20 protein-coding genes and 1 tRNA gene are annotated in these 25,011 nt (G+C 39.5%); 9 read left to right on the top strand and 12 right to left on the bottom strand.

Annotated features, from left to right (window positions below):
• Positions 1-166: 166 nt before the first annotated feature.
• The 3 genes from BQ5338_RS04775 to mnmE all read right to left on the bottom strand — a co-directional run bounded on the left by BQ5338_RS04775 (position 167) and on the right by mnmE (position 2,631).
• A complete protein-coding gene (locus tag BQ5338_RS04775) occupies positions 167-616 on the bottom strand; it encodes a GNAT family N-acetyltransferase (RefSeq protein WP_071145640.1) in 450 nt (149 codons plus the stop codon).
• A 29-nt stretch (positions 617-645) separates the two neighbouring features.
• A complete protein-coding gene (locus BQ5338_RS04770) occupies positions 646-1,089 on the bottom strand; it encodes a GNAT family N-acetyltransferase (RefSeq protein WP_071145639.1) in 444 nt (147 codons plus the stop codon).
• A gap of 144 nt (positions 1,090-1,233) precedes the next feature.
• The gene (mnmE, locus tag BQ5338_RS04765; protein ID WP_071145638.1) at positions 1,234-2,631 is read right to left on the bottom strand and encodes a tRNA uridine-5-carboxymethylaminomethyl(34) synthesis GTPase MnmE; all 1,398 of its coding nucleotides are present in this window, start codon (positions 2,629-2,631) and stop codon (positions 1,234-1,236) included.
• A 121-nt stretch (positions 2,632-2,752) separates the two neighbouring features.
• Here mnmE and BQ5338_RS04760 point away from each other — a divergent pair, with 121 nt between their 5' ends.
• A complete protein-coding gene (locus BQ5338_RS04760) occupies positions 2,753-4,651 on the top strand; it encodes a PAS domain-containing hybrid sensor histidine kinase/response regulator (protein WP_071145637.1) in 1,899 nt (632 codons plus the stop codon).
• Positions 4,652-4,661: 10 nt separating this feature from the next.
• On the opposite strand, the gene BQ5338_RS04755 is transcribed toward BQ5338_RS04760, so the two are convergent.
• The 4 genes from BQ5338_RS04755 to BQ5338_RS04740 all read right to left on the bottom strand — a co-directional run bounded on the left by BQ5338_RS04755 (position 4,662) and on the right by BQ5338_RS04740 (position 8,550).
• Positions 4,662-5,540, bottom strand: a complete 879-nt coding sequence (locus BQ5338_RS04755) for a nucleoside phosphorylase (protein ID WP_071145636.1) — start codon at positions 5,538-5,540, stop codon at positions 4,662-4,664.
• Between the two features lie 75 nt (positions 5,541-5,615).
• On the bottom strand, positions 5,616-6,614 hold the full coding sequence (gene floA, locus BQ5338_RS04750; RefSeq protein WP_078063390.1) for a flotillin-like protein FloA: 999 nt from the start codon (positions 6,612-6,614) through the stop codon (positions 5,616-5,618).
• Between the two features lie 25 nt (positions 6,615-6,639).
• Positions 6,640-7,110, bottom strand: coding sequence for an NfeD family protein (locus tag BQ5338_RS04745; RefSeq protein ID WP_071145634.1), 471 nt, complete (start codon positions 7,108-7,110; stop codon positions 6,640-6,642).
• A gap of 6 nt (positions 7,111-7,116) precedes the next feature.
• Positions 7,117-8,550: a tetratricopeptide repeat protein gene (locus BQ5338_RS04740; protein ID WP_071145633.1), complete on the bottom strand. Its 1,434-nt coding sequence runs from the start codon at positions 8,548-8,550 to the stop codon at positions 7,117-7,119.
• Positions 8,551-8,685: 135 nt separating this feature from the next.
• On the opposite strand from BQ5338_RS04740, the gene BQ5338_RS04735 reads away from it, so the two are divergent.
• Positions 8,686-9,423, top strand: a complete 738-nt coding sequence (locus BQ5338_RS04735; RefSeq protein ID WP_071145632.1) for a PP-loop family protein — start codon at positions 8,686-8,688, stop codon at positions 9,421-9,423.
• A gap of 62 nt (positions 9,424-9,485) precedes the next feature.
• Positions 9,486-9,857, top strand: coding sequence for a DMT family protein (locus BQ5338_RS04730; RefSeq protein WP_071145631.1), 372 nt, complete (start codon positions 9,486-9,488; stop codon positions 9,855-9,857).
• Positions 9,858-9,862: 5 nt separating this feature from the next.
• On the opposite strand, the gene BQ5338_RS04725 is transcribed toward BQ5338_RS04730, so the two are convergent.
• The 5 genes from BQ5338_RS04725 to BQ5338_RS04705 are packed head-to-tail and all read right to left on the bottom strand — an operon-like array spanning position 9,863 to position 13,680.
• A complete protein-coding gene (locus tag BQ5338_RS04725; RefSeq protein ID WP_071145630.1) occupies positions 9,863-10,879 on the bottom strand; it encodes an FAD:protein FMN transferase in 1,017 nt (338 codons plus the stop codon).
• 41 nt (positions 10,880-10,920) lie between these two features.
• Positions 10,921-11,679 (bottom strand): DUF6048 family protein, encoded by a 759-nt coding sequence (locus BQ5338_RS04720; RefSeq protein WP_162841094.1) that lies wholly within the window; start codon positions 11,677-11,679, stop codon positions 10,921-10,923.
• The gene (locus BQ5338_RS04715) at positions 11,648-12,130 is read right to left on the bottom strand and encodes a DUF6452 family protein (protein WP_071145628.1); all 483 of its coding nucleotides are present in this window, start codon (positions 12,128-12,130) and stop codon (positions 11,648-11,650) included. The genes BQ5338_RS04720 and BQ5338_RS04715 overlap by 32 nt, the downstream gene beginning before the upstream one ends.
• A 35-nt stretch (positions 12,131-12,165) precedes the next feature.
• Positions 12,166-13,119 (bottom strand): glycosyltransferase family 2 protein, encoded by a 954-nt coding sequence (locus tag BQ5338_RS04710; protein WP_071145627.1) that lies wholly within the window; start codon positions 13,117-13,119, stop codon positions 12,166-12,168.
• A 27-nt stretch (positions 13,120-13,146) separates the two neighbouring features.
• On the bottom strand, positions 13,147-13,680 hold the full coding sequence (locus tag BQ5338_RS04705; protein ID WP_071145626.1) for a DUF4199 domain-containing protein: 534 nt from the start codon (positions 13,678-13,680) through the stop codon (positions 13,147-13,149).
• 344 nt (positions 13,681-14,024) lie between these two features.
• Here BQ5338_RS04705 and BQ5338_RS04700 point away from each other — a divergent pair.
• The 6 genes from BQ5338_RS04700 to BQ5338_RS04675 all read left to right on the top strand — a co-directional run bounded on the left by BQ5338_RS04700 (position 14,025) and on the right by BQ5338_RS04675 (position 25,003).
• A tRNA-Thr gene (locus BQ5338_RS04700) sits at positions 14,025-14,098 on the top strand.
• 256 nt (positions 14,099-14,354) lie between these two features.
• On the top strand, positions 14,355-17,252 hold the full coding sequence (locus BQ5338_RS04695) for a triple tyrosine motif-containing protein (protein ID WP_071145625.1): 2,898 nt from the start codon (positions 14,355-14,357) through the stop codon (positions 17,250-17,252).
• A 267-nt stretch (positions 17,253-17,519) separates the two neighbouring features.
• Entirely contained in the window at positions 17,520-20,714 is a 3,195-nt protein-coding gene (locus tag BQ5338_RS04690; protein ID WP_071145624.1) for a SusC/RagA family TonB-linked outer membrane protein, read from the top strand.
• A 22-nt stretch (positions 20,715-20,736) separates the two neighbouring features.
• Positions 20,737-22,275, top strand: a complete 1,539-nt coding sequence (locus tag BQ5338_RS04685; protein WP_071145623.1) for a RagB/SusD family nutrient uptake outer membrane protein — start codon at positions 20,737-20,739, stop codon at positions 22,273-22,275.
• Between the two features lie 38 nt (positions 22,276-22,313).
• The gene (locus tag BQ5338_RS04680; protein ID WP_071145622.1) at positions 22,314-23,813 is read left to right on the top strand and encodes a PKD domain-containing protein; all 1,500 of its coding nucleotides are present in this window, start codon (positions 22,314-22,316) and stop codon (positions 23,811-23,813) included.
• 68 nt (positions 23,814-23,881) lie between these two features.
• Positions 23,882-25,003, top strand: coding sequence for a family 16 glycosylhydrolase (locus BQ5338_RS04675; protein ID WP_071145621.1), 1,122 nt, complete (start codon positions 23,882-23,884; stop codon positions 25,001-25,003).
• The last annotated feature ends 8 nt before the right edge of the window (positions 25,004-25,011 follow it).

Genomic DNA, 25,011 nt, shown 5'->3' with positions numbered 1-25,011 from the left:
TGACTTGTTTCACAAACTTGTTTCTAAATAAAAAGCGGGAAGAAAGGATCTTTGTCTTTCTTCCCGCTTTATAATTACATATTCTCAAGAGTCAGACAGGTCGCTTTTATTTCATTCTGATCCACATCTTTTCCTTTAGTCGTTTCCCGCCAGAAATCTGATTCTATTATAAAATGATCTCATAAATTCGTGATTGCTCCTCCCACGGATGATAACCATCCCCGATATATTGGAAACCATATTTCTCGTAATATCCAATGTGATCAGTACATAGATACATGTTTGCAAATCCAAATCTTTTAGCATCTTCTTTGGCTTTCTCGATAAGCATCTGTCCATAGCCGTTACCTCTTTGGCTTTCCTCAATGAATAGCGCGCAAAGCCACGGATAGAGATCCATTCTACTGATAAAATCATTGGTAATCAACCCTGCACATCCGATAAATTCTTCCTCTTTTTCCAATACATACCACTGAGGTAAAGGGTTTGCGGCATCTATACAGTGACTTACGCAGTCATTATATATAATAGGTGAGATCTCGTTCCAGCTTTTTTGCAGATATGCAATGATCCGTTCTGCATACTGAGGTTGTTCTCTTACTGATATTATGTTCATATTGTTGTCTTCTTCAGTATAATCTCATTTCATATTTCTCGTTTCAAATAAATCATATCCTTAAGCAACACACCATCTTCAATCATAAGATGATCGTAGTTGTCAGTAAAGAAGTTTTTAATCCGATGCGAGTATTCAAATTTACAACTTTTGTAGAAGTTAACTGTACTTGGCACATCGCCTGTTCCAACTATCATTCGGGTGTATTTCCCTGAGTAGTGCGTAACTAAGTAATTTATCAGTCTTTTACCGTATCCCTGTCGTTGTGATTCGGGAGTAACTGCAATATTTTTGAGTTCGCAAACACCGTCGCCTTCATCCGTGACAACACAGATTGCCTTAACGCCATTATCATCAAGCACGAATATATCTCCACGTTCTAAGTAGCGATCGATCATAGACTCCTGTTCGTCAGCAAGTAGCAGCAAGTCTATGTGTCGTTTTTTATTGTCTATTAATTGAGTGATGTTCATTTTTCAAGATACTATAATCCCTAATAATATATTCCATTTCAGATGCTTCCCAAACGCCTGCTTCTAATGGATAGAATAAGCTGTCATATAAACCAGTCGTTATTATTTGTACGCAAATATATGTTAATCGCTGTTTACATCAACTTACTTGCCTATACAAAAATGTTGGAAGATATTCTTCAATACCATATCATTTGTCACTTCTCCGGCTATGTCGTTGAGATGGAAAATACACTCACGAATGTCTTGCGATAGAAAGTCACTTGATATGCCGCTGTCTATTCCTTGTTGCACGCGATGGATGGCTTCGAGAGCACGGGTTAATGCTTCGTAGTGGCGCACATTAGTTACGATCACATCATTTTGAGTTACTGTGGGCAGTTGTGCTGCTTTTATCAGAAGTTCCTCCAACTCGTCGGTGTGAGAGTGCTGTTTGGCCGAAATAAAGATGTGATAAATATCTTTTGTAGTGAAGGCAGAGAGGTTGGATATCAAAGCATCTTGCTGAGTACTGTCTATCAGGTCGGCTTTGTTGAGAACAAGGATAAGGCGTTTGCCTTCGCAGCGGGGAAGTATCTTGCCCGACAATTCTTCTATCTGTTTTGCAGCGTTGGCGGAGTCGATCATCCAAAGAACGATTTCAGCTTGGTCTAGCTTCTGGAAAGTACGCTCTATGCCGAGTGATTCGATGGTGTCGGTGGTATCACGAATGCCGGCAGTATCAATGAAACGGAAGGTGATGCCGTCGATGTTGGTGGTATCTTCAATCACATCGCGGGTAGTGCCGTGAATATCGCTCACGATGGCTTTGTCTTCATTGAGCAACACGTTGAGCAAGGTGGACTTTCCGGCATTGGTTTCACCGATAATAGCCACGGGCACACCGTTCTTGATGGCGTTGCCTACGCTAAAGGAGTGAACCAGGCGGGCAATGACTTTCTCTATGTTATCGGCCAGTTGATGCAATTGGTCACGGTTGGCAAACTCCACATCTTCTTCACTGAAGTCGAGTTCGAGTTCTATCATGGAGGTAAAGTTAAGCAATCGGGTGCGCAGTTCTGCCAGTTCTTTGCTGAAACCGCCCCGCATCTGACTCATGGCCAGACGGTGAGTGGCAGCGGAGGAGGAGGCGATGAGGTCAGCCACTGCTTCGGCCTGACTGAGGTCCATCTTTCCGTTGAGGAAGGCCCGTTGGGTATATTCTCCCGGTTGGGCCATGCGACAGCCTTGCTTTATGAGGAGTTGCATCACTTGTTGGAGGATGTAGGTGGAGCCGTGACAGGCTATTTCGGTGGAGTCTTCGCCCGTATAGGAGTGAGGTGAGCGGAAGAGGCTGACCAATACTTCATCTATCACTTCGCTCTCATCGACTATCCGTCCGAAGGTGAGGGTATAGGGCTTTTGTTCTGAAAGTTTTTTATTGTCTTTTGCCGGAACAAAGATGCTTTCGGTGATGCTTATGGCGTCGGGACCTGATACACGGATGGTACCGATGGCGCCTCCTTGGGCAGTGGCTATGGCACAAATGGTGTCTTGATTCATTTTTTTTTTAGTTTGAGTAGGCAAATATAGCTTTTTTATTGTTATAATTGCAATGAATAGACTTTACTGATTGTTTTACTTGTTTTGGACCCTTTGTCCCTGAGACCTTAAATTTGTGGCTATGGATAAATATACTGATTTCTTATCATCAAAGATTGATGGTGATTTGGTTCGAATCAATTATCGTAAGATGCTCTCGATACTGGGAAAGCATGAGATTGCTATGTGGGTTCTTGATTTGTCGAACTGGAAGTTTGGCTTTTCTGACGATTTTTTCTTCAATGTTGGTTTATCTGATGCTGGCATAGAATATAAGTCTTATGTAGAATTTTTGAATATTATTTATCCGGATGATTTGTCTAATTACAAAAAAGGATTGGAGAAAATTCTATTGGGTGAGGAAGAAAAAATAAAAGTTCAATTTAGATTTATTGGAGTTCAAAATGAAATACTCTGGTTTGAAGATTCTCTTTTTAGAGCTAGTGAAGAGGGGGAATTGATTGACAGCATAATAGGGTATCGAAGAAACATTACTAAAAAAGTCGCTTCCGAAGGGTATTCGACAACTCTTGAGCTACGCAAGATTATAGACGTTTTACCTCATTTCTTGACAATATATGATATACAAGGAACCATTATAGATGTTCTCTATTCAAAGTATGTGGAGATGGCTTACAGCCGTGATGAGGTATTGAATACGAATATGAAAAGTTTCTTTGATAAAGAAGTTGGACTTAAATATCAAAGGGCTATAGAGAAATGCTTGATCGATGATGAATTGAAAGAAATAGATGTTTATCTTGATATAGGTGGATTTAGATATTATTTCAATGTGCGAATGATCCCATGTGGCACGGATAAAGTTTTGGCTTTGTTAGCTGATGTTACTAATAATGTTAGACAGACAGAGGCGCTGGTGGCGGCGAAGAAAAATGCGAATAAGACCGAAGAACTTAAAAAAGCTTTTTTGTCATCTATGAGCCATGAGATACGGACTCCCCTTAATTCTATTGTAGGCTTCTCCGATTTGCTTTCGATAAATGATCTTGATGAAAAGGAGAAAAAAACGTATGTAAGCATAATACAGGATAATACGAATCTATTACTGCAATTGGTGCATGACTTGCTAGATTTCTCTCAAATGGAAACCGGGAATCTAAAAATCGATATAGCTCCTACTGAAGTTAATCATTTAATAGAGGAACTAGATGGTGCTTTTCGCTATAAAATGAAAAAGGATGTTGAGCTGATAATTGTGGATCCAAAGGATAGAACATGGACGAAAACGGATGAAAAAAGAGTGTCTCAGATATTGCATAACTTTATGTCAAATGCTATTAAGAATACGGAAAAGGGACAAATTATATTAGCGTTAGAAAAGTTGGATGGTTGGCTTAAGTTTTCAGTTTCTGATACAGGATGTGGTATACCAGAGGATAAGATACAAGTTATATTTGAAAAGTTTGAAAAGTTGGATCCTTTTTCACAAGGCTTGGGCTTGGGATTATCTATCTCTAGAATCCTTGCTGGTCTGCTTGGAGGAAGAATAGAAGTTAGCTCGATAGTAAATAGAGGAAGTACTTTTTCTTTTTACTTACCTTATCTATCTGTTGATGAATCCGAAACACCTAGTGAGTATGTTAGTCAAAGTTCTGGTAGAAGGGAGGAAAAGGTTATTTTGGTAGTGAAGAAAGATAAGAATACATTTATACGCTTAAGCAAAATGCTTAATGATAAATATGTTGTTTTATTGGCAAGAAACGGAGAAGAAGCAATGGATGCTTTTGTCCGTTTCAAGCCTGATTTAGTTTTCACCGAATTGGATCTGCTCGGCACTATGACTGGATTGGAAATTATCAAAAAGATAAAGGCATTATCGATGGAAACACCGATTGTAGGAATTACGAACCAGATAATGTATAAAGATCACAGTGATGCTTTATTAGCTGGCTGTAGCGACGTCATTGTAAAGCCATATAGCCAAATAAGATTGACCGAAGTGGTCACTAGCTTATTATAGGTATGGGATCTTAGATTCTGTCGAGTACTGTTTTTACCAGTGTATCGATGGTATTCTTGTATCCCGTATTGGCTTCTTTGATGAGGCGGTTGGCTATTACCATGCAAACAGTCATCGCTTTGTGGCCCATCAATCTACTCAATCCGGCAAGAGCCGAACTTTCCATTTCAAAGTTGGTGATCTTATAACCGTCATACTGAAAGGTTTCTATCTTATCGTTCTGCTTGGGATCGGCAAGAGGTACACGTAGTTCGCGACCTTGGGGACCGAAGAATCCTCCGGCGGCAATGGTTACTCCACGTACCATTTCTTTTTGGGCAATGCGATCGATGAGCTCTGCGTTGGCGTCTATAACATAAGGTGCCGGTGCGCAAAGATTCCCTGTCCAGCCCATATGGTTTAAGAAAGCTTTCTCAAAGGCTAAGTCGCAAACGGAGTTTCTGCCGGCATAGAAATTGAGCAGGCCGTCGAAGCCAATGGATTTCTCGGAACAAATAAATGTTCCTACGGGCGTGTTGGGTTGCAAACCGCCACATGTACCGATGCGTACGAGTTCTAACTGACGGAAGTTTTCCTTTTCTTCACGTGTGTTGAAGTCAATGTTAGATAAAGCATCCAGCTCGTTCATCACGATGTCAATGTTGTCACAACCAATACCGGTGGAGACTACTGTAATCCGCTTACCTTGGTAAGTTCCTGTGATGGTTTTGAATTCACGACTCTCTATTTCGCATTCTTTCTGTTCAAAATGTGAGGCTACGAGTGCTACACGGCCGGGATCGCCTACCAATATTACTTTATCGGCTAGTTGTTCGGGTTTTACATGTAAATGGAAAACGGAACCGTCTTCGTTGATAATCAGTTCGGATGAAGCAAAATATTTTTTCATGCGGTTGTTCTTTTTTTATGGAATAAGAAAGGCGGAGTCTAACCCCCGCCTTTACTATTATAGTAATGGAGTTAGCTATTCTGTTAAGGATTTATCGGAACTTGCGCTAGTCGGTTTCGCTATGTTTTCACGCATAGAGGTGTCGGCCACAATGTTCTTCATCTTATAATAATCCATAATACCCAGATTGCCACTTCTGAATGCATCTGCCATTGCTTTTGGCACTTCTGCTTCGGCCTGAATTACTGTGGCACGAGCTTCTTGCGCTTTGGCTTTCATCTCTTGTTCATAGGCTACAGCCATTGCACGGCGCTCTTCAGCTTTAGCCTGAGCGATGTTTTTATCGGCATTCGCCTGATCCATTTGTAAGGCTGCACCAATGTTCTTGCCAATATCGATATCGGCAATATCAATGGAAAGAATTTCAAAGGCTGTTCCGGCATCCAATCCTTTACTAAGAACGAGCTTAGAAATTGAATCGGGGTTCTCTAATACTGATTTATGGCTAGCAGAAGAACCGATAGAGGATACAATACCTTCGCCTACACGAGCCAGAATTGTATCTTCACCTGCACCACCCACTAACTGGCGGATGTTGGCACGAACAGTAACACGGGCTTTAGCTATGAGCTGGATACCATCTTTGGCAACAGCAGTAACAGGAGGGGTATCGATCACCTTAGGGTTAACCGACATCTGAACGGCTTGAAACACATCACGGCCGGCAAGGTCGATAGCAGTAGCCATTTGAAAGGGTAACTCAATGTTAGCTTTAGAAGCAGAGACGAGCGCATGTACTACCTTTTCTACATGTCCTCCGGCCAAATAATGCGCTTCTAATTCATCGCGGGTTATATCTCTGATGCCGGCTTTGTGGGCTTCAATCAGTCCTGGTACGATGATATACGGTGGAACGTTACGAATACGCATCAAAAAGAGTTGTATCAGTGACATGTTTACTCCCGAAACCTTGGCTGATAGCCATAGGAAAAAAGGGACATAGTGAAAAAACAGGATGAGGAAGATAACTCCTCCCGCAACCAGTAAGAGAGTTAAATACATAGGCTCAATCATAATTAATCATTTAATTTAGTGAGTATTATTGTTTTTGTCTTTTAACCAAGATGACTCCGTCGCTTATGCGATCTACAACGATAGGGGTTTTATCATCCATAAAACCGTCGGAAGATTTCACCTCAATGATTTCTCCGCCAATGTTGGCATAGCCAATCAATGCTAGTCGGGTAGTGCATACACCTATATCTCCAACCTTTAAATTTTCGGCGGCATGCTTGTCTATTTTAGAAGTGATATTCTTTTTTAGGGCCAACTTGTCGAGCGTATTTGAACGCATGAACCAGACTAGAGATCCTACACATGCAATGGCTGATATCACTAAGGTTATGAACCCAGCTGTTTCTCCGAGATTAGTAAAGGCATAATAGTTGGCATAGATAATGCATCCCAAGGCTGAAATGCCCGCTATGCTGATGCCGGGGATTACAAACAGTTCTATTAGGAATAGAATGACCGCTGCTACGATAAGAGCTGCTATAACAAGTATATCCATAAAGTCTTATTTTTTTAGGTATAGTATTTCTGTGCTGCGAATGCTTATTGTCTGAGCATCTAATTCTTGAGACATTTCTTGTACACGTCTCTCCAAATCAAGAATACCTCCGGTCATTTTAGTACGCTCTGCTTTATTTGCCTTTTCGTACCACTGCCGTTGTGTGTCCAATTTATCTGACTGCTGGCGATAACCTTTAGATAATAGCTGATATTTCTTAAATAAGGTCTTTGCTTCAGGCGATTTGAACTGGTCGATGCTATGATAAGTAAGCTCATCATTAATGAAGAATTCAAAATCATAGTTACTTTTTTCAATCGGTTTTTTATTAATTACTGCTTGTAGTCTTTCTTTGGCTTCGGCAACCGCTTTTTTATCTATCCAAGTCTCTTTTAATGAATGTAGTTGTGCTAAATGTTTCAATGAATCGGACTCCATCGCCTCAAAGTTATAGATCTGTTTGGAGGTATTCGGTATGAAAACATAGACACAAACTTTTCCTTCCGGTTGATAACGGTCGGAGGCAAACCAACCAAGATTATTGTATTCGTCTATGGCATACATATAGTCGTTGTATGGGGAATTAAAAGGCATCCCTACATTCTCGATTGCCAAGTACGCATCTGTATTTGTATTGTAGCGGGTTACGAAGATGTCATAACCTCCAATGGAACCTTCGCCATCAGACGCAAAATAGATCGTTGCGCCATCAGTAAGCATAAATGGATAATTGGAATTGCCGTTGGCATTGAAACTTGAGGGTAGTTGGTTGCCTTCTCCCCATTTGTCGAGCATCTTATTTTTGCTGAGGATATTTAGGGTTTTATCTTTACCTTGTTCGCTATAATAGATTTTATTCCCAAGTTCAGTTTCGTATACAGTTCCTGGATTCTTGCCTTCTTGCTTGAAATAGTCATTGTAGGTAAATAGTTTCCCTGATTCTTCGCTCAACTTATATGCGCTCAAAAAATCATCTTTGTCCACCACAAAGCTATCAATGACGCATACCTTTTCTACTCCTTTGAACATGCGGGCATTAATCTTACTCTTTTCAAGTAATTTGTTGGCCTCTTCAGCTGGTTGTTTCTTCTTGTTCAGTAGGTCAACATATTCCTGATAGTTGCTTACAGCTTCTTCAAAGCGATATAAGTCATTGTATACTTGGCCTAAATATAGAGGAGCATTTTGGATTTTTCTTTTAGCGGCAAACTCCAGATACTTCAATGCCTTCTGTGGTTCGTTTGTTTTTAGGCAGCATACGCCGTACCAATAATTGTAATTTGCATTAGTTGCTTGTGACTTAACATACTTTTCAAAAACAGGCTTTGCTTTGGCATATTCACCTTTTGTAAACATACCTTTCGCTTCCTCTAAAGTTTGAGCCGAAACGAGAGGTAATGTGCAACAGTATAGAATGAATATAACAAGTCTTTTCTTCATGTTGGTTCTGGTTTATTTTTCAGATGTTCAAAAATACAAAAAGTTTGGTAATAATACTTGTTCACAGTAATTCTATTATGTTAATTCTTCTTTAAATCATTCTTTTGGTTTACTTTTGCAGCCGATTTTATAGTTATGGTACAATTTACAGAAGAAGAGAAGGTTATTCGCCGCATTGATAAGCGTTTTACTAAAGGTGTGGTGCAATACAATTTGATAGAGGACGGAGATCGAATTCTCGTCGGTTTATCCGGAGGAAAGGATTCGTTGGCTTTGATAGAGTTACTCGGGAGAAAAATGCGCATTTTCAAGCCGAAGTTTTCTGTCGTAGCCGTCCATGTGGTAATGAAAAATATTCCTTATCAGAGCGATTTGGAGTACTTGAAGGCGTATGCTGCTTCTTTTGATATTCCATTGTTTGTTTATGAGACATCATTTGATCCTACTACAGATACCCGAAAGTCTCCTTGCTTTCTTTGTTCATGGAATAGGCGGAAGAAACTTTTTGATGCTGCCAAAGAACATCAGTGTAATAAGATAGCTTTGGGGCATCATATGGATGATATTCTCGAGACATTGTTGATGAACATTACTTATCAAGGAGCTTTCAGTACGATGCCTCCTAAGTTGGTGATGCGCAAATTCGAGATGACCATTATTCGTCCGATGTGTTTGGTTCATGAAACCGATTTGATAGAATTGGCTCGTTTGAGAGAGTATCGTAAACAAGTGAAGAATTGTCCCTACGAAGTAGAATCGAGTAGGAGTGATATGAAGAATATTCTTCATCAATTGGAGGCAATGAATCCGGAAGCTCGCTACAGTCTTTGGGGGAGTATGACGAATGTACAAACAGAATTGCTTCCGGAATAATTTCTCGGTTGGATAGAGTGGTTTGGATGCATTATACGTATTAAATAGTCAAATTATTTGTTATGTCACAAGGCTTTTATTCGATACTGTTACTAATTGTATCAAACGTGTTTATGACATTTGCTTGGTACGGTCACATAAAATTGCAAGAGGCCAAGTTAATTGATAACTGGCCTCTTTTTGGAGTGATATTATTTTCATGGTTTATCGCACTCTTTGAGTATTGTGCTCAAGTGCCTGCCAATCGTTTGGGCTTTCAAGGTAACGGCGGACCGTTTTCCTTGATGCAACTGAAAGTGATTCAAGAAGTGATTACTCTACTTATTTTCACTGTTTTTTCTACAATCTTCTTTAAAGGAGAGGCTCTTCATTGGAACCATTTGGCTGCTTTTGTTTGCTTGGTGCTAGCTGTTTATTTTGTATTTATGAAGTAGAAATGTTATTTTACAACATACTTCTTCATATTTTTGGTGAAATAATTCTTTAGTTCGCCATTCTTGTCGCTGTAAATAAAACAGGCTTCTATTTCCGGATGTGCATTGGCGAAAGCTTCTGCTTTCTCTAGCCCCATAACCATAAAGGCCGTAGCCAATGCGTCTGCTGTCATACAATCTTGTGCAACCACTGTAGTTGACAATAGGCTGTGTTGTACAGGATAACCGGTTTTAGGGTCAATGGTATGGGCATATTTCTTTCCCTCTTTATAATAGAAGTTGCGATAATTACCGGAAGTAGCCATCCCTACATTGGTTAGTTGAAGAATGCTTTGGAGCTCTTGATTTTGGGAAAGGGAGTCGTCTACAGGCTTGTTGATGCCGATGCGCCAAGCCTCTTTCTGACTATTGTAGCCTTTAGCTACAATTTCTCCACCAATCTCCACCATGTAGTTTTTTATTCCATTCTGTTCTAGCAAATGAGCGATGATGTCACTAGCATATCCTTTAGCTATTGCGCTACAATCCAGCATCATGCGTGGATCTTGCTTTACTATTTTTCCATCTTTAAGAGCAATCTTACCGTAACCGATTATTTTGCGCAGACTATCAATTGTGAGGCTATCTACTTGTTGATTCTTCTTAAATCCAAAGCCCCAGGCATTTACTAAAGGAGCTACAGTGATGTCGAATGCTCCGTCAGTCTCTTTCGAGATTTCCATGGAACGTTTGAACACATTGATAAAGAAACTGTCCGGCACGACTTCTTTATTTTGATTAATGCGAGAGATAACTGAGGTGTCATTGAACATCGAAAGAGAGGCGTCGAAACGTTTGAAAGCCTTCTCTATATCAGGTTTTAAATCTCCGTCATATTGATAAGTAACATGATAAACAGTTCCGAAAATCAGCCCTTCAATATTATTGTACGGAGTTTGCTGTTCTCGACGGATAATATAAATTGTGCCCACAATCAACGGGATGAGCCACAGCAACTGTATTCTTGATTTCTTCTTTTCCATAAATAGTTCTTTAAAAAAGCGAATGAGAGGTGCGAAATGTTTTAATAAGGTAATTTGTAGATCAGAGAGTAAGTAAGTCCCATTTGAGAGTTGCCATAAGTACCAAATCCCGGAACGTACCAAGGGTCGGCGTATTCACTAGAGGAGGAAGATGTACGATATTTCATTCGGACTGACCATCCCATCATGAAGTTTTTATAAATTTGAGCGCGTACTCCGACGACTAGCTCAAACCATTGCATGCTACCTTTAAGGCCTTTATGGTTATATGCACTGCTCTCACCCCATACATCATCTACCAAACTCGGATTGGGTATTTCGCCATTCCATATCGGGTCAGTAAAAGAGGGTGTGCTTACATCATATTTAAAACTACTGAGGCCATAACGAAACCCTACATAAAAAAGATTTTCAGTTTTCTTCTTGTACATCATGTTGAAATTCATTCCCACACGAAAATAGGGAGCGGCAGTTTTATAGCGTATCCCTTCGTCATCGCTCCATGCATCGGTAGTACCATATCCAAGTTCTACTACGGGAAAGTATTTATTTTTTAGGTTCACCTCTACGCTCGCCTCAGAACTTAAGAAGTCACTGCCCAAGAGTTTGCCTCCCAATCCGTAGAGATCTCCACTGATATAGGTTCCATTATATAGTGGAAATTCTATTTTTGGCTCTTCTTTCTTTTTATCTTTCCCCGGACTTTTTCCTGTCGGTCTTGTGCTTTGCGCATATAGAGACGAACTTATCAAAAGAAAGAATACAAACTTAATGGAAAAGCTTAAAATTTTCAGTTTCAAGAGTGTTGGCATCTTTGTTTGATATATAAATTGAATCTAAATTATGTTGGGTATACTTTACCTTTGTCACGCTTTGTTGCATTTGGTAGCCGCAGTTCATTGATATGAACTTTGGAGTATTCGTATGCCGCACGATAATGGTGTCAGTTAAAGTCTTGCTATAGTGTAAGACGAATATGGTAGAATCGACTGTGTATCGCAGGGGTAATAAGATGTCGCGCACCTTTTTCTGATTATTGATAATGATAGAATCTGTACCAAATGCAGTGACAGTCAAAGAATCGAGTGTGTCCTTCTTTACGACGTTAGAGACTATCTTGTACATGTAGCAGTTTAATGTAGGCCGTCCGTCCAGAGCACAGTTGCTCTCTTCAGCGCAAGAAGATACGCTGGCTCCAATGATTGAGCCTACGATAGCTATGAAAAGTATAAATTTCACCAAATTCTTCATATTGTTTATTATATAATTTGAATAGGCCTTACTGGTTAAATGCTCTCTTCTATTTGATAATTATTGCGTTCGGGTGCATTCCTTGATATTAATTCTCCTAAAAACCCTGCTAGAAATAGTTGCGTACCTATGATCATGGCAGTAAGCGAAAGATAAAAGTAAGGAGACTCAGTCACTAAGTGATAAGGCATCCCGCTGTACATATTATAAAGTTTTGATACACCTACCACAACGACAGATATAAATCCCAAAACGAACATCAGAGAACCCAATAGCCCGAAAAAGTGCATTGGCTTTACACCAAAAGCAGAAAGAAACCAAAGAGAAATTAGATCTAAATAACCATTGATAAAGCGGTTTAGTCCAAATTTAGTTGTTCCGTATTTTCTAGCTTGATGTTGCACTACCTTTTCACCTATTTGCTTAAATCCGGCATTCTTAGCTAGATAAGGGATATAGCGATGCATTTCTCCGTACACTTCAATGTTCTTTACTACATCTTTGCGGTATGCCTTTAGTCCGCAATTAAAGTCGTGTAGGTTCTTAATGCCCGATACTTTGCGCGCTGTAGCATTAAAGACTTTCGTTGGTATGGTTTTAGATAGTGGATCATATCTTTTTTGTTTCCAGCCTGATACGAGGTCGTAGCCTTCATCGGTAATCATCCTGTATAGTCCGGGTATCTCGTCGGGGCTATCTTGAAGATCCGCATCCATCGTGATAATGACATTACCCTGTGCTTGCTTGAATCCGCAATACAGAGCGGGTGATTTACCATAATTACGGCGAAATTTTATTCCTTTTACGGCATCACCTGCTTCCATTTTTAACTTTTCAATAATTTCCCACGAATGATCGGTACTTCCATCATTGATAAAAATCACCTCGTAAGAGAAGCTATTTGCTTTCATCACCCTTTCAATCCAGGCATACAATTCTGGAAGCGATTCTTCTTCATTAAACAAGGGAATTACAACGGATATATCCATAGCTTAAATATAAATTTTGCTGAATGTTTATGCGATTTTCTTTTTTCTCTTTACAACCAATGCGGTGGGAATAGCTAGAATGCTCCCGTAAAACACATTCTGTGAGAGTAGTTGCAGAGTGATGTCAATGGGGGAAAGCGAACGAAGAACTTCCATGGTTTCTTTGAACTGATTTATATAGGAACTCATTCCAGGTATACCGGCTTGCAATGTACTATCTAATAGAGCAGTATAGGTATTAATAATGAATCCCTGATCTATAAATCGGAAATAAATGAAGTGAGCCATTGCTGTGAGCAATGCAGCAAACATATACATGAATACGGTAAATATCCATGCTTGTACAAAGCTGATTTCTCCGCCACATATTTTGTTACGATACATTCGAGCATAATAATATCCCATAAATGGTACTCCTAATGTTAAGCCTATAAATAGAAATAACAGGAATGGAATGGTTAACCCTAACGGGAACAGTATAAATTTAAGTATCCAATATGCTCCCATATAAGTGCCGAAGTGCATGGCATATTTTTGCAAGTAATTTCTATTTTCTGTCATTTTAATAAGTTATAGTGCACAAAGTTACTACTTTCTGTGGAAATGCTTCTCATTTTCAGCATAAGTTTCGGCTTAAAGCTATAAGGTTTTAAGTGTATTCTAAGCTCTTTCAAATTTATTTTTTTGTTTTTAGCAATTTATTTTTCCCTTTAACTACCTGAAACGTAAATGCTTATCTCTTTGTTCGCTAAAAAAGTTATAGAGGTCTATTGCAGGTTTGCCAAAAATGTCTACCTTTGCGCCCGGGTAAGTCCTATACGGCCAGCTCCCTTCAAATCCTCCAGGGCTTGATCGCAGCAAAGGTAGTCGGTTGTAGCGGCGCGATATAGTAAGCTTACCCACCCGCCTCTTTAGCTCAGTTGGCCAGAGCACGTGATTTGTAATCTCGGGGTCGTTGGTTCGAATCCGACAAGAGGCTCACAAAAAAGGATTATCCGTAAAGGGTAATCCTTTTTTGTGTTTAGATCCTTCCTCTTTCTCTACTCCTCTAGCTTCTTTTATTATATTCATACGATATGAAATTTTCAAATCATTTCCAAGGTTTAGGCGTCTCTGCATTCATTTTCATGGGCTGGTCACTTTTGTGATCAAGTTAAGAAAGCGAGAGCGATGAATATAGTTTTGATAATTTTATGTAGATTTGTGAATACTTTGTGCCTTAAACAAGAGAAATTATGGAAAAACAGTCATCAATGCCCTTTCGATTGCTATTCTTTTTGATTTTTTCGAGTATGACCATCCTGCATGCGTCCGCCGATTGGAATAATTTTATCATCAATTACAATAAAAATTTATATGGCAAAGGTTCTCAAACTTGGCGAATAGCTTCTTATAACAGTAGCTGGATCTATTTTGCAAACAAAAATGGAATGTTGCAGTTTGATGGAAATTCTTGGAATGTCTTTCCTTTAAACAATAATTCAGATGTTCGCTCTGTTCTTCCGTCAGTGAACCAAAAACGTATCTATGTTGGTGGGATTAATGAATTTGGTTATTTCAAACCCGGAATGGGAGGAGAACTTCTTTATACTTGTCTCTCAGATTCCATCTCAGATGCCCAACGCTTTATTGGGAATATATGGAGAATTCATGAAAATGATAATATTCTTTATTTCCAAGGAGATGGCAAGGTTTTGAAATATCTGAATGGAAAATATACTGCAATAGAGGCGCAGAGCAAGATAGAATGCTCAGATATGGTAAACGGAGTTTTATATATTGGCACGGATAAGGGAGTCTATGTACTGGTAGGAAATACTTTTTTCCCTTTACAGGGAGCGGAATCTCTCATTTCTAAACGGATAAGGGGTGTCATTCCGTATAAAAAAGGAGTGATTGTTGTGACTGCTTATGATGGATTATATTATTGTGACGGTAAGGCTACCACTCCTTTTGTGACCGGCGCTGAGTCGTTTTTGAGAGAGAATGAGACTTTTTGTGTTGCTACTTCAGGAAATCTGATTGCTTTGGGCACGGTGCATAAGGGCGTGATATTGATCGATAGTAAAACACTCACTCTAAAATACTTTAATGAAAATAACGGCTTGCAGAATAATACTGTTTTGTCGGTTGCATTTGATGCGCTGAATAATCTTTGGGCCGGTCTGGACAATGGCATTGACTATGTTTGCTTAAATTCCTCCTTAACTAACTTATATACGTATCCTTATTCGTTTGGAACAGGCTATGCAACGCTTCTGGCTGGAGATATGTTGTATCTGGGTACAAACAGGGGGCTTTATTACACAAAATATCCTGTTGAGCAGACGGATAAATTGCCTGATATTCGTGCTGTTGCTAATTCTAGCGGACAAGTTTGGGATCTTTGCAAGGTAGGCGATGATTTATTTTGCTTTCACGATAGAGGTCTTTTCTTGATACAAGGTACAACGATGAAGCGTGTTGGTAACATCTCCGGCACGTGGTCTTGTAAACCGGTAATGGGTACGACAAATAAGATACTCGTAGGCGTGTATGACGGGATGTATATACTCGAGAAAATAGGACAGGAGTGGAGGGTCGTGCGAAAGATTGATGGGCTATTTGATTCATGTCGATTCTTTGAACAAGAATCGCCTCGTATTCTCTGGGTATTTAACTCGGACAAAACTCTTCGGGTAGAGTTAAGTGCTGATTTATCTCGTGTTATCAATATTAAAAGTTATGGTGTTGATAAAGGATTTCCTTCAGACAGAGATGTCTATGTTAGTAAGATTAATGGGAATATCTATTTTGCTACTCCAAAAGGGATTTATCAATATAATGCCAAAACAGACCGGATGGAACACTGTCGGGAGATGGATAACCTTCTGAATGGTGCGAATCCTTATTCTCGATTGATAGAATACAATAGTCATCTGATTAGCCTGAGTCATAAAGAGATATGTATTGCTAATCTGCGCACATACAAAAAAGGATCAGGAACAAGTATTATACCTATTGAACTTCCAGCGGTAGAGTTGGTGCAGGGAGCTGAACGAATTATCCCGATTACAGATTCTTTGATGGTTATCCCTAATGATAATGGTTTTGCCTTGTGTAAGGTACCTTCTTCAATAACCAAAAGAGAAGTCAAGCAGTCCATGTATATAAGGAAGGTTTTTATCTCTTATCCAAAGGATTCATTAATCTATATGGGCAACTTTCTGGATGAAAAAGAAACTCCGCAAATACCTTTCTCACATAACTCAATTCGTATAGAATATGGTATATCTTCTTTTACGCAAGCAGAAGAAGTGAGTTATCAATATAGGCTAAACCAAAATGACTGGTCCGATTTCACCAACTCACATACCAAAGAGTATAGTAGTCTGGTTGAGGGTGACTACACGTTTGAAGTTAAGGCGATATTTCAGAACGGAACGACACTCACAGATAGCTTTTCATTTCAGATTTTACCTCCATGGTATCGTACAAGTGTGGCTTATGCTGCGTATTTCATCTTCTTCCTATTAGGGATCTGGTTCCTTTATAGATGGGATACCATAAGAATGGCTCGTAAGAAGCTTCAGGCTGTTGTAGAGAAGGAAAAGGAACTTCTAAATCTTGAAAGAGAGTATGAGGAGGAGAGTGCACGTAAAGAGAGGCAGATCATGGAATTGGAGAAAGACAAACTGGAACATGATCTTCAACACAAGAGTCAAGAGATGGCTAATTTAATGATTAATTTTGTTCGGAAGAATGAAATACTTACTGAGATAAAATCGGACCTATTTAAGGTTATACCTATATTAAAGGGCGATGGATCAAAGGAACCCAAGCAAATGTTACTACTAATAAACAATAAGATAGAATCGAATATTCAGTCGGATGATGTTCTAAAGCGCATAGAAGAACAGTTTGACTTGATCCACAATAATTTCATGAAACATCTGAATGAGAAACATCCCGATTTATCCGTCAATGAGCGAATGATGTGCGCTTATTTGAAAATGAATCTCTCATCCAAGGAAATAGCACCTCTGCTTAATATTTCTATTCGTGGAGTGGAAACAATCCGTTATCGTTTGCGAAAGAAATTTGATCTTGATCGAGAAGACAGTTTGATTGATTATCTGAATACAAAGTTTTAACTTCCTTTAAATACTACTTCTCTGCTGCTACCTGAGAATGCTTATTGCTCTATTTTTATGTTCTATAACACTTTTGACGAATAGGATAGACGTATGCCTAAATTACTTATTATCAATATGTTATGTTATTATGACGTATCAATAACGTATTAATAATTATTAATTGACGTATTCGTGAATGACTTTAAATAATCTCCTATATCCATTAATACAGTATGTTTGCATTGTTCAAACGAACATCACGTTAATCTTAATTTATGAAAACTTATGAAAAAGTTATTATCCTTCTTTTTTCTATTAGGGATTGCACTTACTGTATTTTCTCAAAACATACAGATAAAGGGTGTGATCGTGAGTGGGCAAGATAATGAACCTTTGCCCGGAGTGAATGTGGTGGTAAAGGGTACTACCAACGGTACTATTACTGACCTGGATGGTCAGTTCGCTCTAAATGTTCCTTCTGGTTGTACTTTGCTTGTTTCTTATGTAGGTTATAAGAGCCAAGAAATAGCGGTAAAGAATTCTATATCCTTTCGCATTTTGTTGCGTGAAGATACCGAAACTTTGAATGAAGTGGTGGTTGTGGGATATGGCGTTCAGAAAAAAAGTGTTGTAACAGCGGCTATCAGCCGTGTAACTGCAGAGGAATTAAATGCGGCAAAACCTTCTCGAGTTGAAGATGCTCTAAAAGGAAAAGTTTCTGGTGTCCAAATTACACAAAGTTCAGGCCAGCCGGGTTCTGATTCTAAGGTGCGTATTCGTGGTATTGGTACAGTTAATAACAGTGATCCACTTTATATTGTAGATGGAATGCCTGTGGATGGTGGCATTAATTATTTGAATCCTGTAGATATTCAATCGGTGGAAATACTCAAAGATGCTGCATCTGCAGCTATTTATGGTGCTCGTGCTGCCAATGGAGTAATACTCGTTACGACCAAAAGCGGAACAAAAGGTAAGACATCCGTTAGCTATGATGTCAGTTATGGATGGCAGAATCCTTGGAAAAAGAAGTCTGTATTGAATGCTACGGAATATATGGTGATTATGAATGAGGGGCAAATTAATGATGGGAATGCTCCCCGATACACGAATGAAGAAATAGCTGCTGCCGGCAAAGGTACTGATTGGCAGGATGAGACCTTTAATTATGATGCTCCTGTACAAAATCATCAGGTAAGTATAAATGGAGGTAATGATAAGATGCAATATTTCCTTTCATTAGGTTATTTTAATCAAGATGGTATTGTAGGAGGAAACTATGATAAATCGAATTATGAGCGCTGGAGTGTTCGTTCTAATTCGACTTATAATGTCTTTGAAGTGAATGATCGTCGTTTCTTAAATAAAGTGCGCGTAGGCGTAAATGTGGGCTATTCTCGAACTAATTCAACAGGTATAGAGACTAATTCTGAATATGGTTCTATATTGGGTAGTGCATTGACTTTTTCTCCTTTGGTTCCGGTTTATGCTGACGAAGCTACATCTGCTTCAATCTTGGCTCAATATCCGAATGCGGTAACAGATAAAGATGGCAGGGTGTTCTCTATTCCACCCACCGGCTTTCAAGAAATAGCAAATCCAGTAGCTATGCTCAATCAACCTACTTCTTCGAAGAATAATGCAGATAAGATAGTTGGCACATTTTGGGGTGAGATAGATCTTTTGCCTGGCTTGAAATTTAAGAGTAGCTATGGCTTCGATCTAGCTTTTTGGGGATTTGACAGTTATAATTTTCCTTATTTCTTGGCCACTCAGGGAAAGAGTCTGGATTATAGTACCGTTCAAAGTGAGATGAACAGAGGATATAAATGGCAGGTTGAAAATGTATTCTCTTACAATAAAACTTTTGCAGAGAAGCATAATATTTCTATTGTATTGGGGCAATCGGCTCAGAAATATACTGTTCGTAAATTAGGTGGAAGTGATCGTGATTTGTTAGAAACTGACCCGCTTAAAGCGAATATTGGTTCTGCAATAGCAGATGCAAAATTAGAGCGTGTATGGGGTGGAACAGACGGTTATGACTTTACTTCTCTGGCTTCTTATTTCGGACGTATTGATTATAATTATGCAGAACGTTATATGATACAGGCTACTATTCGTCGTGATGGCTCTTCAAGGTTTGGCCCAAGCAATAAGTGGGCTGTATTCCCTGCTGTTTCTGTTGGCTGGAATGTTCTTAATGAGCCCTACTTGCAGAATCATCCAGATTGGTTTGACTCCTTTAAAGTTCGCTTTAGCTGGGGTAAGAACGGAAACGAGAATATAGGGAATTTCCGCTATACTTCATTGATGGATGGTGGGCAGAATTATTATTTTGGCGGAGGATACCAAGTGAACAACTCCGATCCGTCTAAAGTAGGAGAAACAGGAGGTTTGATGCAATATGGAACTTCTCCTTCTGCATTGGCTAATCCGGATGTGAAATGGGAAGAGTCTGAGCAGATAGATTTAGGTTTTGATGCCCGTTTCTTTAATAATGCGTTGACTTTTGGTTTTGATTACTTCAAGAAAAAGACGAATGGTATGTTGATGGATCAACCGATTCCCGGATACGTTGGTCAGAGTGCACCGATAGGTAATGTTGGTGATATGGAAAACTGGGGATTGGAATTTGAACTTGGCTGGAAACAGAAGGTTGGTGACTTAAGTTATAATGTCTCGGCTAATGTCTCTTATTTAAAGAATAAGCTGGTTAAGTTAGGAAACGCATCGGGTGAAGCTATTTATGAAAGTGCCGGAGCCTCTGGATTAGGAAGCTATGTTAAGGGCAAAAATGGTGAAGTCTGGCCTTATTTCTATGGTTATAAAACAGCAGGTATATTCCAAAATCAGGCTGAAATTGATGCTTATGTAAATAGCAAGGGTGAGAAGATGCAATCGCAGGCACAGCCTGGTGATGTCAGATTTGTAGATTTAACAGGTGATGGCGTCGTTGATGACAATGATAAAACAAAGATTGGTAAAGGTATGCCCGACTGGACATTTGGTGTGACGTTTGGTGCTGAATGGAAGGGATTTGACTTGAACTTATTTTTCCAAGGCACAGCTGGTAATGATATCTTTGATTTCTCTCAAAGAGGAGATATTCCCGCAATGAATCGTCCTACATGGATTCTGGATCGTTGGCATGGTGAAGGGACTTCTAATAAGTTACCTCGTATGACCACTTCTAACCCAAATAGCAATTGGCGTTCTTCTGATCTATACATCAAGGATGGAGCTTATTTACGTCTGAAAACGACTCAGATAGGATATACGTTACCTGTTGCATGGACACTAAAAGCTTCTGTTCAGAAACTACGTTTGTTTGTCTCGGCAGAGAATCTGTTAACTATCACAGGATATAACGGCTTTGATCCGGAAGTAGCTTCCGGAGGATACACCACTATTGGCATAGATCGTGGAGTTTATCCTCAAGCTAGGACAATTTCTGTAGGAGCAAACATTACTTTTTAATCTTATAAAATCGAATATAGTTATGAAAAAATATAAATATCTAACGATAGTAGCCTTTCTAACAGGAGCTTTGTTGACAACTGCCTGTGGCGATGATTTTCTGACTTCTTCTTCAACCGAGAAGCAAGAGGCTGGTGGCCCTGCAACTGAAGGAGCCATACTATCCAATCTTGGCTCTGCCTATCAGATTTTATTATTTGATAGTTATGCTAACAATAATTATAACGCGGTACTTCTAATGTCTGACTTGCGTTCAGACGATATATATAAAGGTGGTGGTGACGCCGGTGACCAAGGTGGACTTTATAAATTATCTCAATTTACCTCTACGGCAGCCGAAAGTCTTGATGGTCTTTGGAGCATTTACTTCACTGGCTTGGCTCGCTGCAACAATGTTATTATTGCTTGTAATAATGCCGTAGATGTGAATGCCGGTAATCTGGAAAAATACAAAGCAGAAGCTCATTTTCTTCGGGCTTACTACATGCATTTGCTTTGGAAATTTTGGGGGAATGTTCCTTACTTTGAAGAACCATTGACTACTCCTCCTTACATGGCTAAACAGCTTACGGCTGATGAGATTTATACTAAAATAATGGCAGACATTGACTTCGCTTGTACGGAAGGCAAACTTTCGATGAAAACCTCTGGAAGTGATTTAGGGCGAGTTTCAAGAGCTGCAGCCCTTATGTTGAAAGCGCGTGTTGTTCTTTATCAGAAAGATGAATCACGATATGCGGAAGTAACAAATGATATGGCCACGATTATTAAAAGTCAGAAGTATAAATTAATGCCCGATTTTGCAGCGATGTGGCTAGATAAAAATGAGTTTTGCGATGAATCCATCTTTGAAAGTAATCAACTTCCAGAAGGAAAGACTTGGTCAAGCGGATGGCAAGGTTATGGAACGAATCTGCCCGCCTTTATATCTCCGAACAGCCTAAAAGCTGGTGACAAGACTGGTGATTTTAAAGGAGGGTGGGGTTTTGGCCCTGTTAGGCAAGCTGCTTATGATGCGTATGAAGAAGCTGATACCCGACGTTTAGGTTCTATAAATAAATGGGATGCTTCGAAGTATGTTCCCCGCTTTCAGGACACAGGTTTGTTTCAGGCTAAATACGCTGCTCGTGTGGGTTATAATCCTCAGGGAGATACCGATTTAAATTATTGTAATAATCTTCGCATTTTCCGTTATGCAGAGACATTGCTGAATTATGTGGAGTTGGTGAAGATGCATGGGCAGGCTGAAGCACAGGGTGTAGATGCGCAGGATTGTTTGGATCAAATTCGCAAACGTGCATTTGTTACGCCTGTTTTAATTCCGGCGACGGCAGATAATATTAAATTGGAACGTCGTCGCGAGTTTCTTGGCGAAGGCATGAGATTCTGGGATTTAGTTCGCTGGGGAGATGCTACTACTGTGCTGACGGAGAACGATGCAACACATAACTCTGTCCGTACTTTCGATGATTGGATGAAATATCTACCTATCCCTCAGGGGGAAATGGATAAAACGAAAGGTACGGATTTTGCTTTGGTGCAAAACGGTCAATGGAAATAATCTGTATTATTACAATAAATTAGAAAAGATATATAGATATGAAAAATACTATCAAAACAGCTTTTTGGGCCTTGATAACTCTTTGGGTTGTAGCGGCTTGTGACCCGCAGGAAAGCGATGATTATTCATTAGGTAAAATTGATGCGATTACTTCTGAGCAAGTCTCTTTTAGTCAAGAAGTTAGTACTTCAAGTGCGAATGTATTTACTTTTGTGAATACTTCTGATGTTAAAGTCCCTTGTTCCATATTATGGGACTTGGGTAATGGAAGTACCAGCAAAAACAAATCAGTTATTGGGTCTTATCCTTTTGCAGGTGACTATACTGTTACTTTGACCTTGTATACCGCTAGCGGCATTGCAGCCTCTAAAAGTCAAGTTATTCATATTGAGAATACTGACTATGGGTTGATCAATACTCCTGTTTATAGCAATCTAACAGGCGGTTTAGATAACGCTACAGGAAAAACATGGGTGTTTGATCAGTATAATAATTTTGCGAAAGAAGTAGCGGATGCTACTGGCTATAAGGTGACTGGCCATCTTGGATTAGGGCCTCAGGGATCATACGGACAAGAATCGTGGGGAGCTGCTCCTGACGAAAAAAAGGCTTGGATGATGTATGCTACGGAATTTACTTTCATTCAATCGGGCGCTAAACTCATTATTAAAAATGAAGGCGTAGGATATGGCCGGAAAGCTAGTTCGGCAAGTGTAGGTGGTTATCATGTAACCAGTGTAAGTGGCGCTGATGCAATCTTCGACTTTGCAGGCGGGAATTATACTTTTTCTATTGATGAAAGTGGAAAGTATCCTAAGTTAACTCTTTCAGGAAACTCCTTTATGGGATATTATTGCGGTAGTCAGGACTATGAAATCTTTTATCAAACAGACAAAGTAATGGCACTTCGAATTAATAATACGCTAGAAAGCCAGGACTGGGTATTAGTGTTTTGTCTGAAAGAATTAAATATAAGTACTCCTCCGGTAGTGAAAACTTTGAAGGCAGTACCTCTTACGGAAAACTTTGAGGAAGCAGTTCCTTCTGTAACTTTTGTAGGGCAGGACATGGGAAGTAAGTCTGGTATTTATGATAATCCGATGTTCAACGGTAATGCTTCTGATAAAGCTTATCGTTATCAAAAATCGACTAGCCCCAGTTCTAATTTATCTTTTGTTGCTTCGGACTATAAGTTCGACTTAACAAAACAGAATAAGATTACGATGAAAGTTATGATGCCTTCTTATAACGATTATACAACGGAGAATGGAAAAGAATCTTGGGCTACTTCAGGCAAATTGCTCCCTAAAGTGGCAGTGAAGTTATATGACTCTTCTTCTTCCGAACCTTGGAATAGTGCCACGGAAAAAGCGGTTGTATTGACTTCTGATCAACTAGATAAATGGGTTGAAGTAACATTCGACTTCAGTGATGTCGCAGCTCGACAAGATTATGATAAAATAGTTATCCAATTTGGTCAAGAGGGACATTACGGAACGGGCATCTTCTATTTTGATGATTTTAAGTTCTCTGAATAACTTGAGTAAATAATTAAGGAAGCAACTACTTTTTATGTAGCTGCTTCCTTCTATTCGAATAAAAAAAGATGAAAATAATGCATACTATTTTTATGCCTTTACTTTTATTGATGTTGGGATGCGGCACTGATAATAGTCCGGATACAATTCCTCCTGATCCTTTGCCTACCTTTGAAATAGAGGTTGTTCCTACCAACCTTCTTTTTTCTGCAGCTGGTGATACTAAAAATATCGTAGTAAAAGCGAATGCCAAATGGACCGTTTCTTCGGATCAATCATGGTGTTCGCTCTCTCCTGTTACCGGGTATGTTGGAGAAACTAGTCTAAAGGTGACAACTTTGCTTAATCAATCCGGCGCTGAACGAACGGCGGTATTGACCTTTGTATCGGGTACGAGTATGCAAAAATATACTGTGAAGCAAGAACTAGGCATGGAAGAAAGCCATGTTCCTGCCGGATATACATTAGTTTGGCAAGACGAATTTAATGATTCTCGTTTAAGTGGTGGTAAACCGGCATTGCCAAACACTTCTGATTGGTGGTATGAAACCGGTAATGGAGGTTGGGGCAATAACGAAATAGAAAACTATGTAGCAGGAGTACAGGGTACCGATACGTGTGCTATAGTAACCGACGGAACGCTGAAGATTATCGCCAAAAAGATTGGGGGAGAAGTCCTCTCTATCCGTATGAATACATCTAAAAGTTGGACTTATGGCTATTTTGAGGCTCGTCTAAAGTTGCCACAAGGGAAAGGTACATGGCCTGCTTTTTGGATGATGCCAAAGAATTTTGTAAGTTGGCCTGATGATGGGGAGATTGATATTATGGAAGAGGTGGGCTATCGTCCTAATTATGTGAGCTCATCGATCCATTGTAAGAGCTATTATCATGGTATAGGAACCCAAAAAACAGCCGAGAAATATGTTGCTACTGCCGAATCAGATTTCCATGTATATGCTGTTGAGTGGACGGAGGACTATATCTGGGGTTTTATCGATGGTGAGAGTTACTTTAAATTTCCTAATGATAAGGCAGGTAATAAGGATACTTGGCCTTTCAATACTCCATTCTATCTGAAGTTGAATTTGGCATGGGGTGGTAATTGGGGAGGCGCTCAAGGAGTGGACGAAAGTAAACTTCCTGCGACTTATGAGATTGATTATGTACGTGTCTTTCAAAAACAATAAATACAGAT

It is taken from the genome of Bacteroides ihuae (genome assembly GCF_900104585.1).
GTDB classification, from domain to species: Bacteria; Bacteroidota; Bacteroidia; order Bacteroidales; family Bacteroidaceae; genus Bacteroides; species Bacteroides ihuae.
This window is presented reverse-complemented; position numbering and strand designations above follow the sequence as displayed.

Excerpts from the sequence above, each read along its gene's own strand:
- BQ5338_RS04775 (WP_071145640.1), bottom strand. The coding sequence starts at position 616 with ATGAACATAATATCAGTAAGAGAACAACCTCAGTATGCAGAACGGATC.
- BQ5338_RS04770 (WP_071145639.1), bottom strand. The coding sequence starts at position 1,089 with ATGAACATCACTCAATTAATAGACAATAAAAAACGACACATAGACTTG.
- mnmE (WP_071145638.1), bottom strand. The coding sequence starts at position 2,631 with ATGAATCAAGACACCATTTGTGCCATAGCCACTGCCCAAGGAGGCGCC.
- BQ5338_RS04760 (WP_071145637.1), top strand. The coding sequence starts at position 2,753 with ATGGATAAATATACTGATTTCTTATCATCAAAGATTGATGGTGATTTG.
- BQ5338_RS04755 (WP_071145636.1), bottom strand. The coding sequence starts at position 5,540 with ATGAAAAAATATTTTGCTTCATCCGAACTGATTATCAACGAAGACGGT.
- floA (WP_078063390.1), bottom strand. The coding sequence starts at position 6,614 with ATGATTGAGCCTATGTATTTAACTCTCTTACTGGTTGCGGGAGGAGTT.
- BQ5338_RS04745 (WP_071145634.1), bottom strand. The coding sequence starts at position 7,110 with ATGGATATACTTGTTATAGCAGCTCTTATCGTAGCAGCGGTCATTCTA.
- BQ5338_RS04740 (WP_071145633.1), bottom strand. The coding sequence starts at position 8,550 with ATGAAGAAAAGACTTGTTATATTCATTCTATACTGTTGCACATTACCT.
- BQ5338_RS04735 (WP_071145632.1), top strand. The coding sequence starts at position 8,686 with ATGGTACAATTTACAGAAGAAGAGAAGGTTATTCGCCGCATTGATAAG.
- BQ5338_RS04730 (WP_071145631.1), top strand. The coding sequence starts at position 9,486 with ATGTCACAAGGCTTTTATTCGATACTGTTACTAATTGTATCAAACGTG.
- BQ5338_RS04725 (WP_071145630.1), bottom strand. The coding sequence starts at position 10,879 with ATGGAAAAGAAGAAATCAAGAATACAGTTGCTGTGGCTCATCCCGTTG.
- BQ5338_RS04715 (WP_071145628.1), bottom strand. The coding sequence starts at position 12,130 with ATGAAGAATTTGGTGAAATTTATACTTTTCATAGCTATCGTAGGCTCA.
- BQ5338_RS04710 (WP_071145627.1), bottom strand. The coding sequence starts at position 13,119 with ATGGATATATCCGTTGTAATTCCCTTGTTTAATGAAGAAGAATCGCTT.
- BQ5338_RS04705 (WP_071145626.1), bottom strand. The coding sequence starts at position 13,680 with ATGACAGAAAATAGAAATTACTTGCAAAAATATGCCATGCACTTCGGC.
- BQ5338_RS04695 (WP_071145625.1), top strand. The coding sequence starts at position 14,355 with ATGGAAAAACAGTCATCAATGCCCTTTCGATTGCTATTCTTTTTGATT.
- BQ5338_RS04690 (WP_071145624.1), top strand. The coding sequence starts at position 17,520 with ATGAAAAAGTTATTATCCTTCTTTTTTCTATTAGGGATTGCACTTACT.
- BQ5338_RS04685 (WP_071145623.1), top strand. The coding sequence starts at position 20,737 with ATGAAAAAATATAAATATCTAACGATAGTAGCCTTTCTAACAGGAGCT.
- BQ5338_RS04680 (WP_071145622.1), top strand. The coding sequence starts at position 22,314 with ATGAAAAATACTATCAAAACAGCTTTTTGGGCCTTGATAACTCTTTGG.
- BQ5338_RS04675 (WP_071145621.1), top strand. The coding sequence starts at position 23,882 with ATGAAAATAATGCATACTATTTTTATGCCTTTACTTTTATTGATGTTG.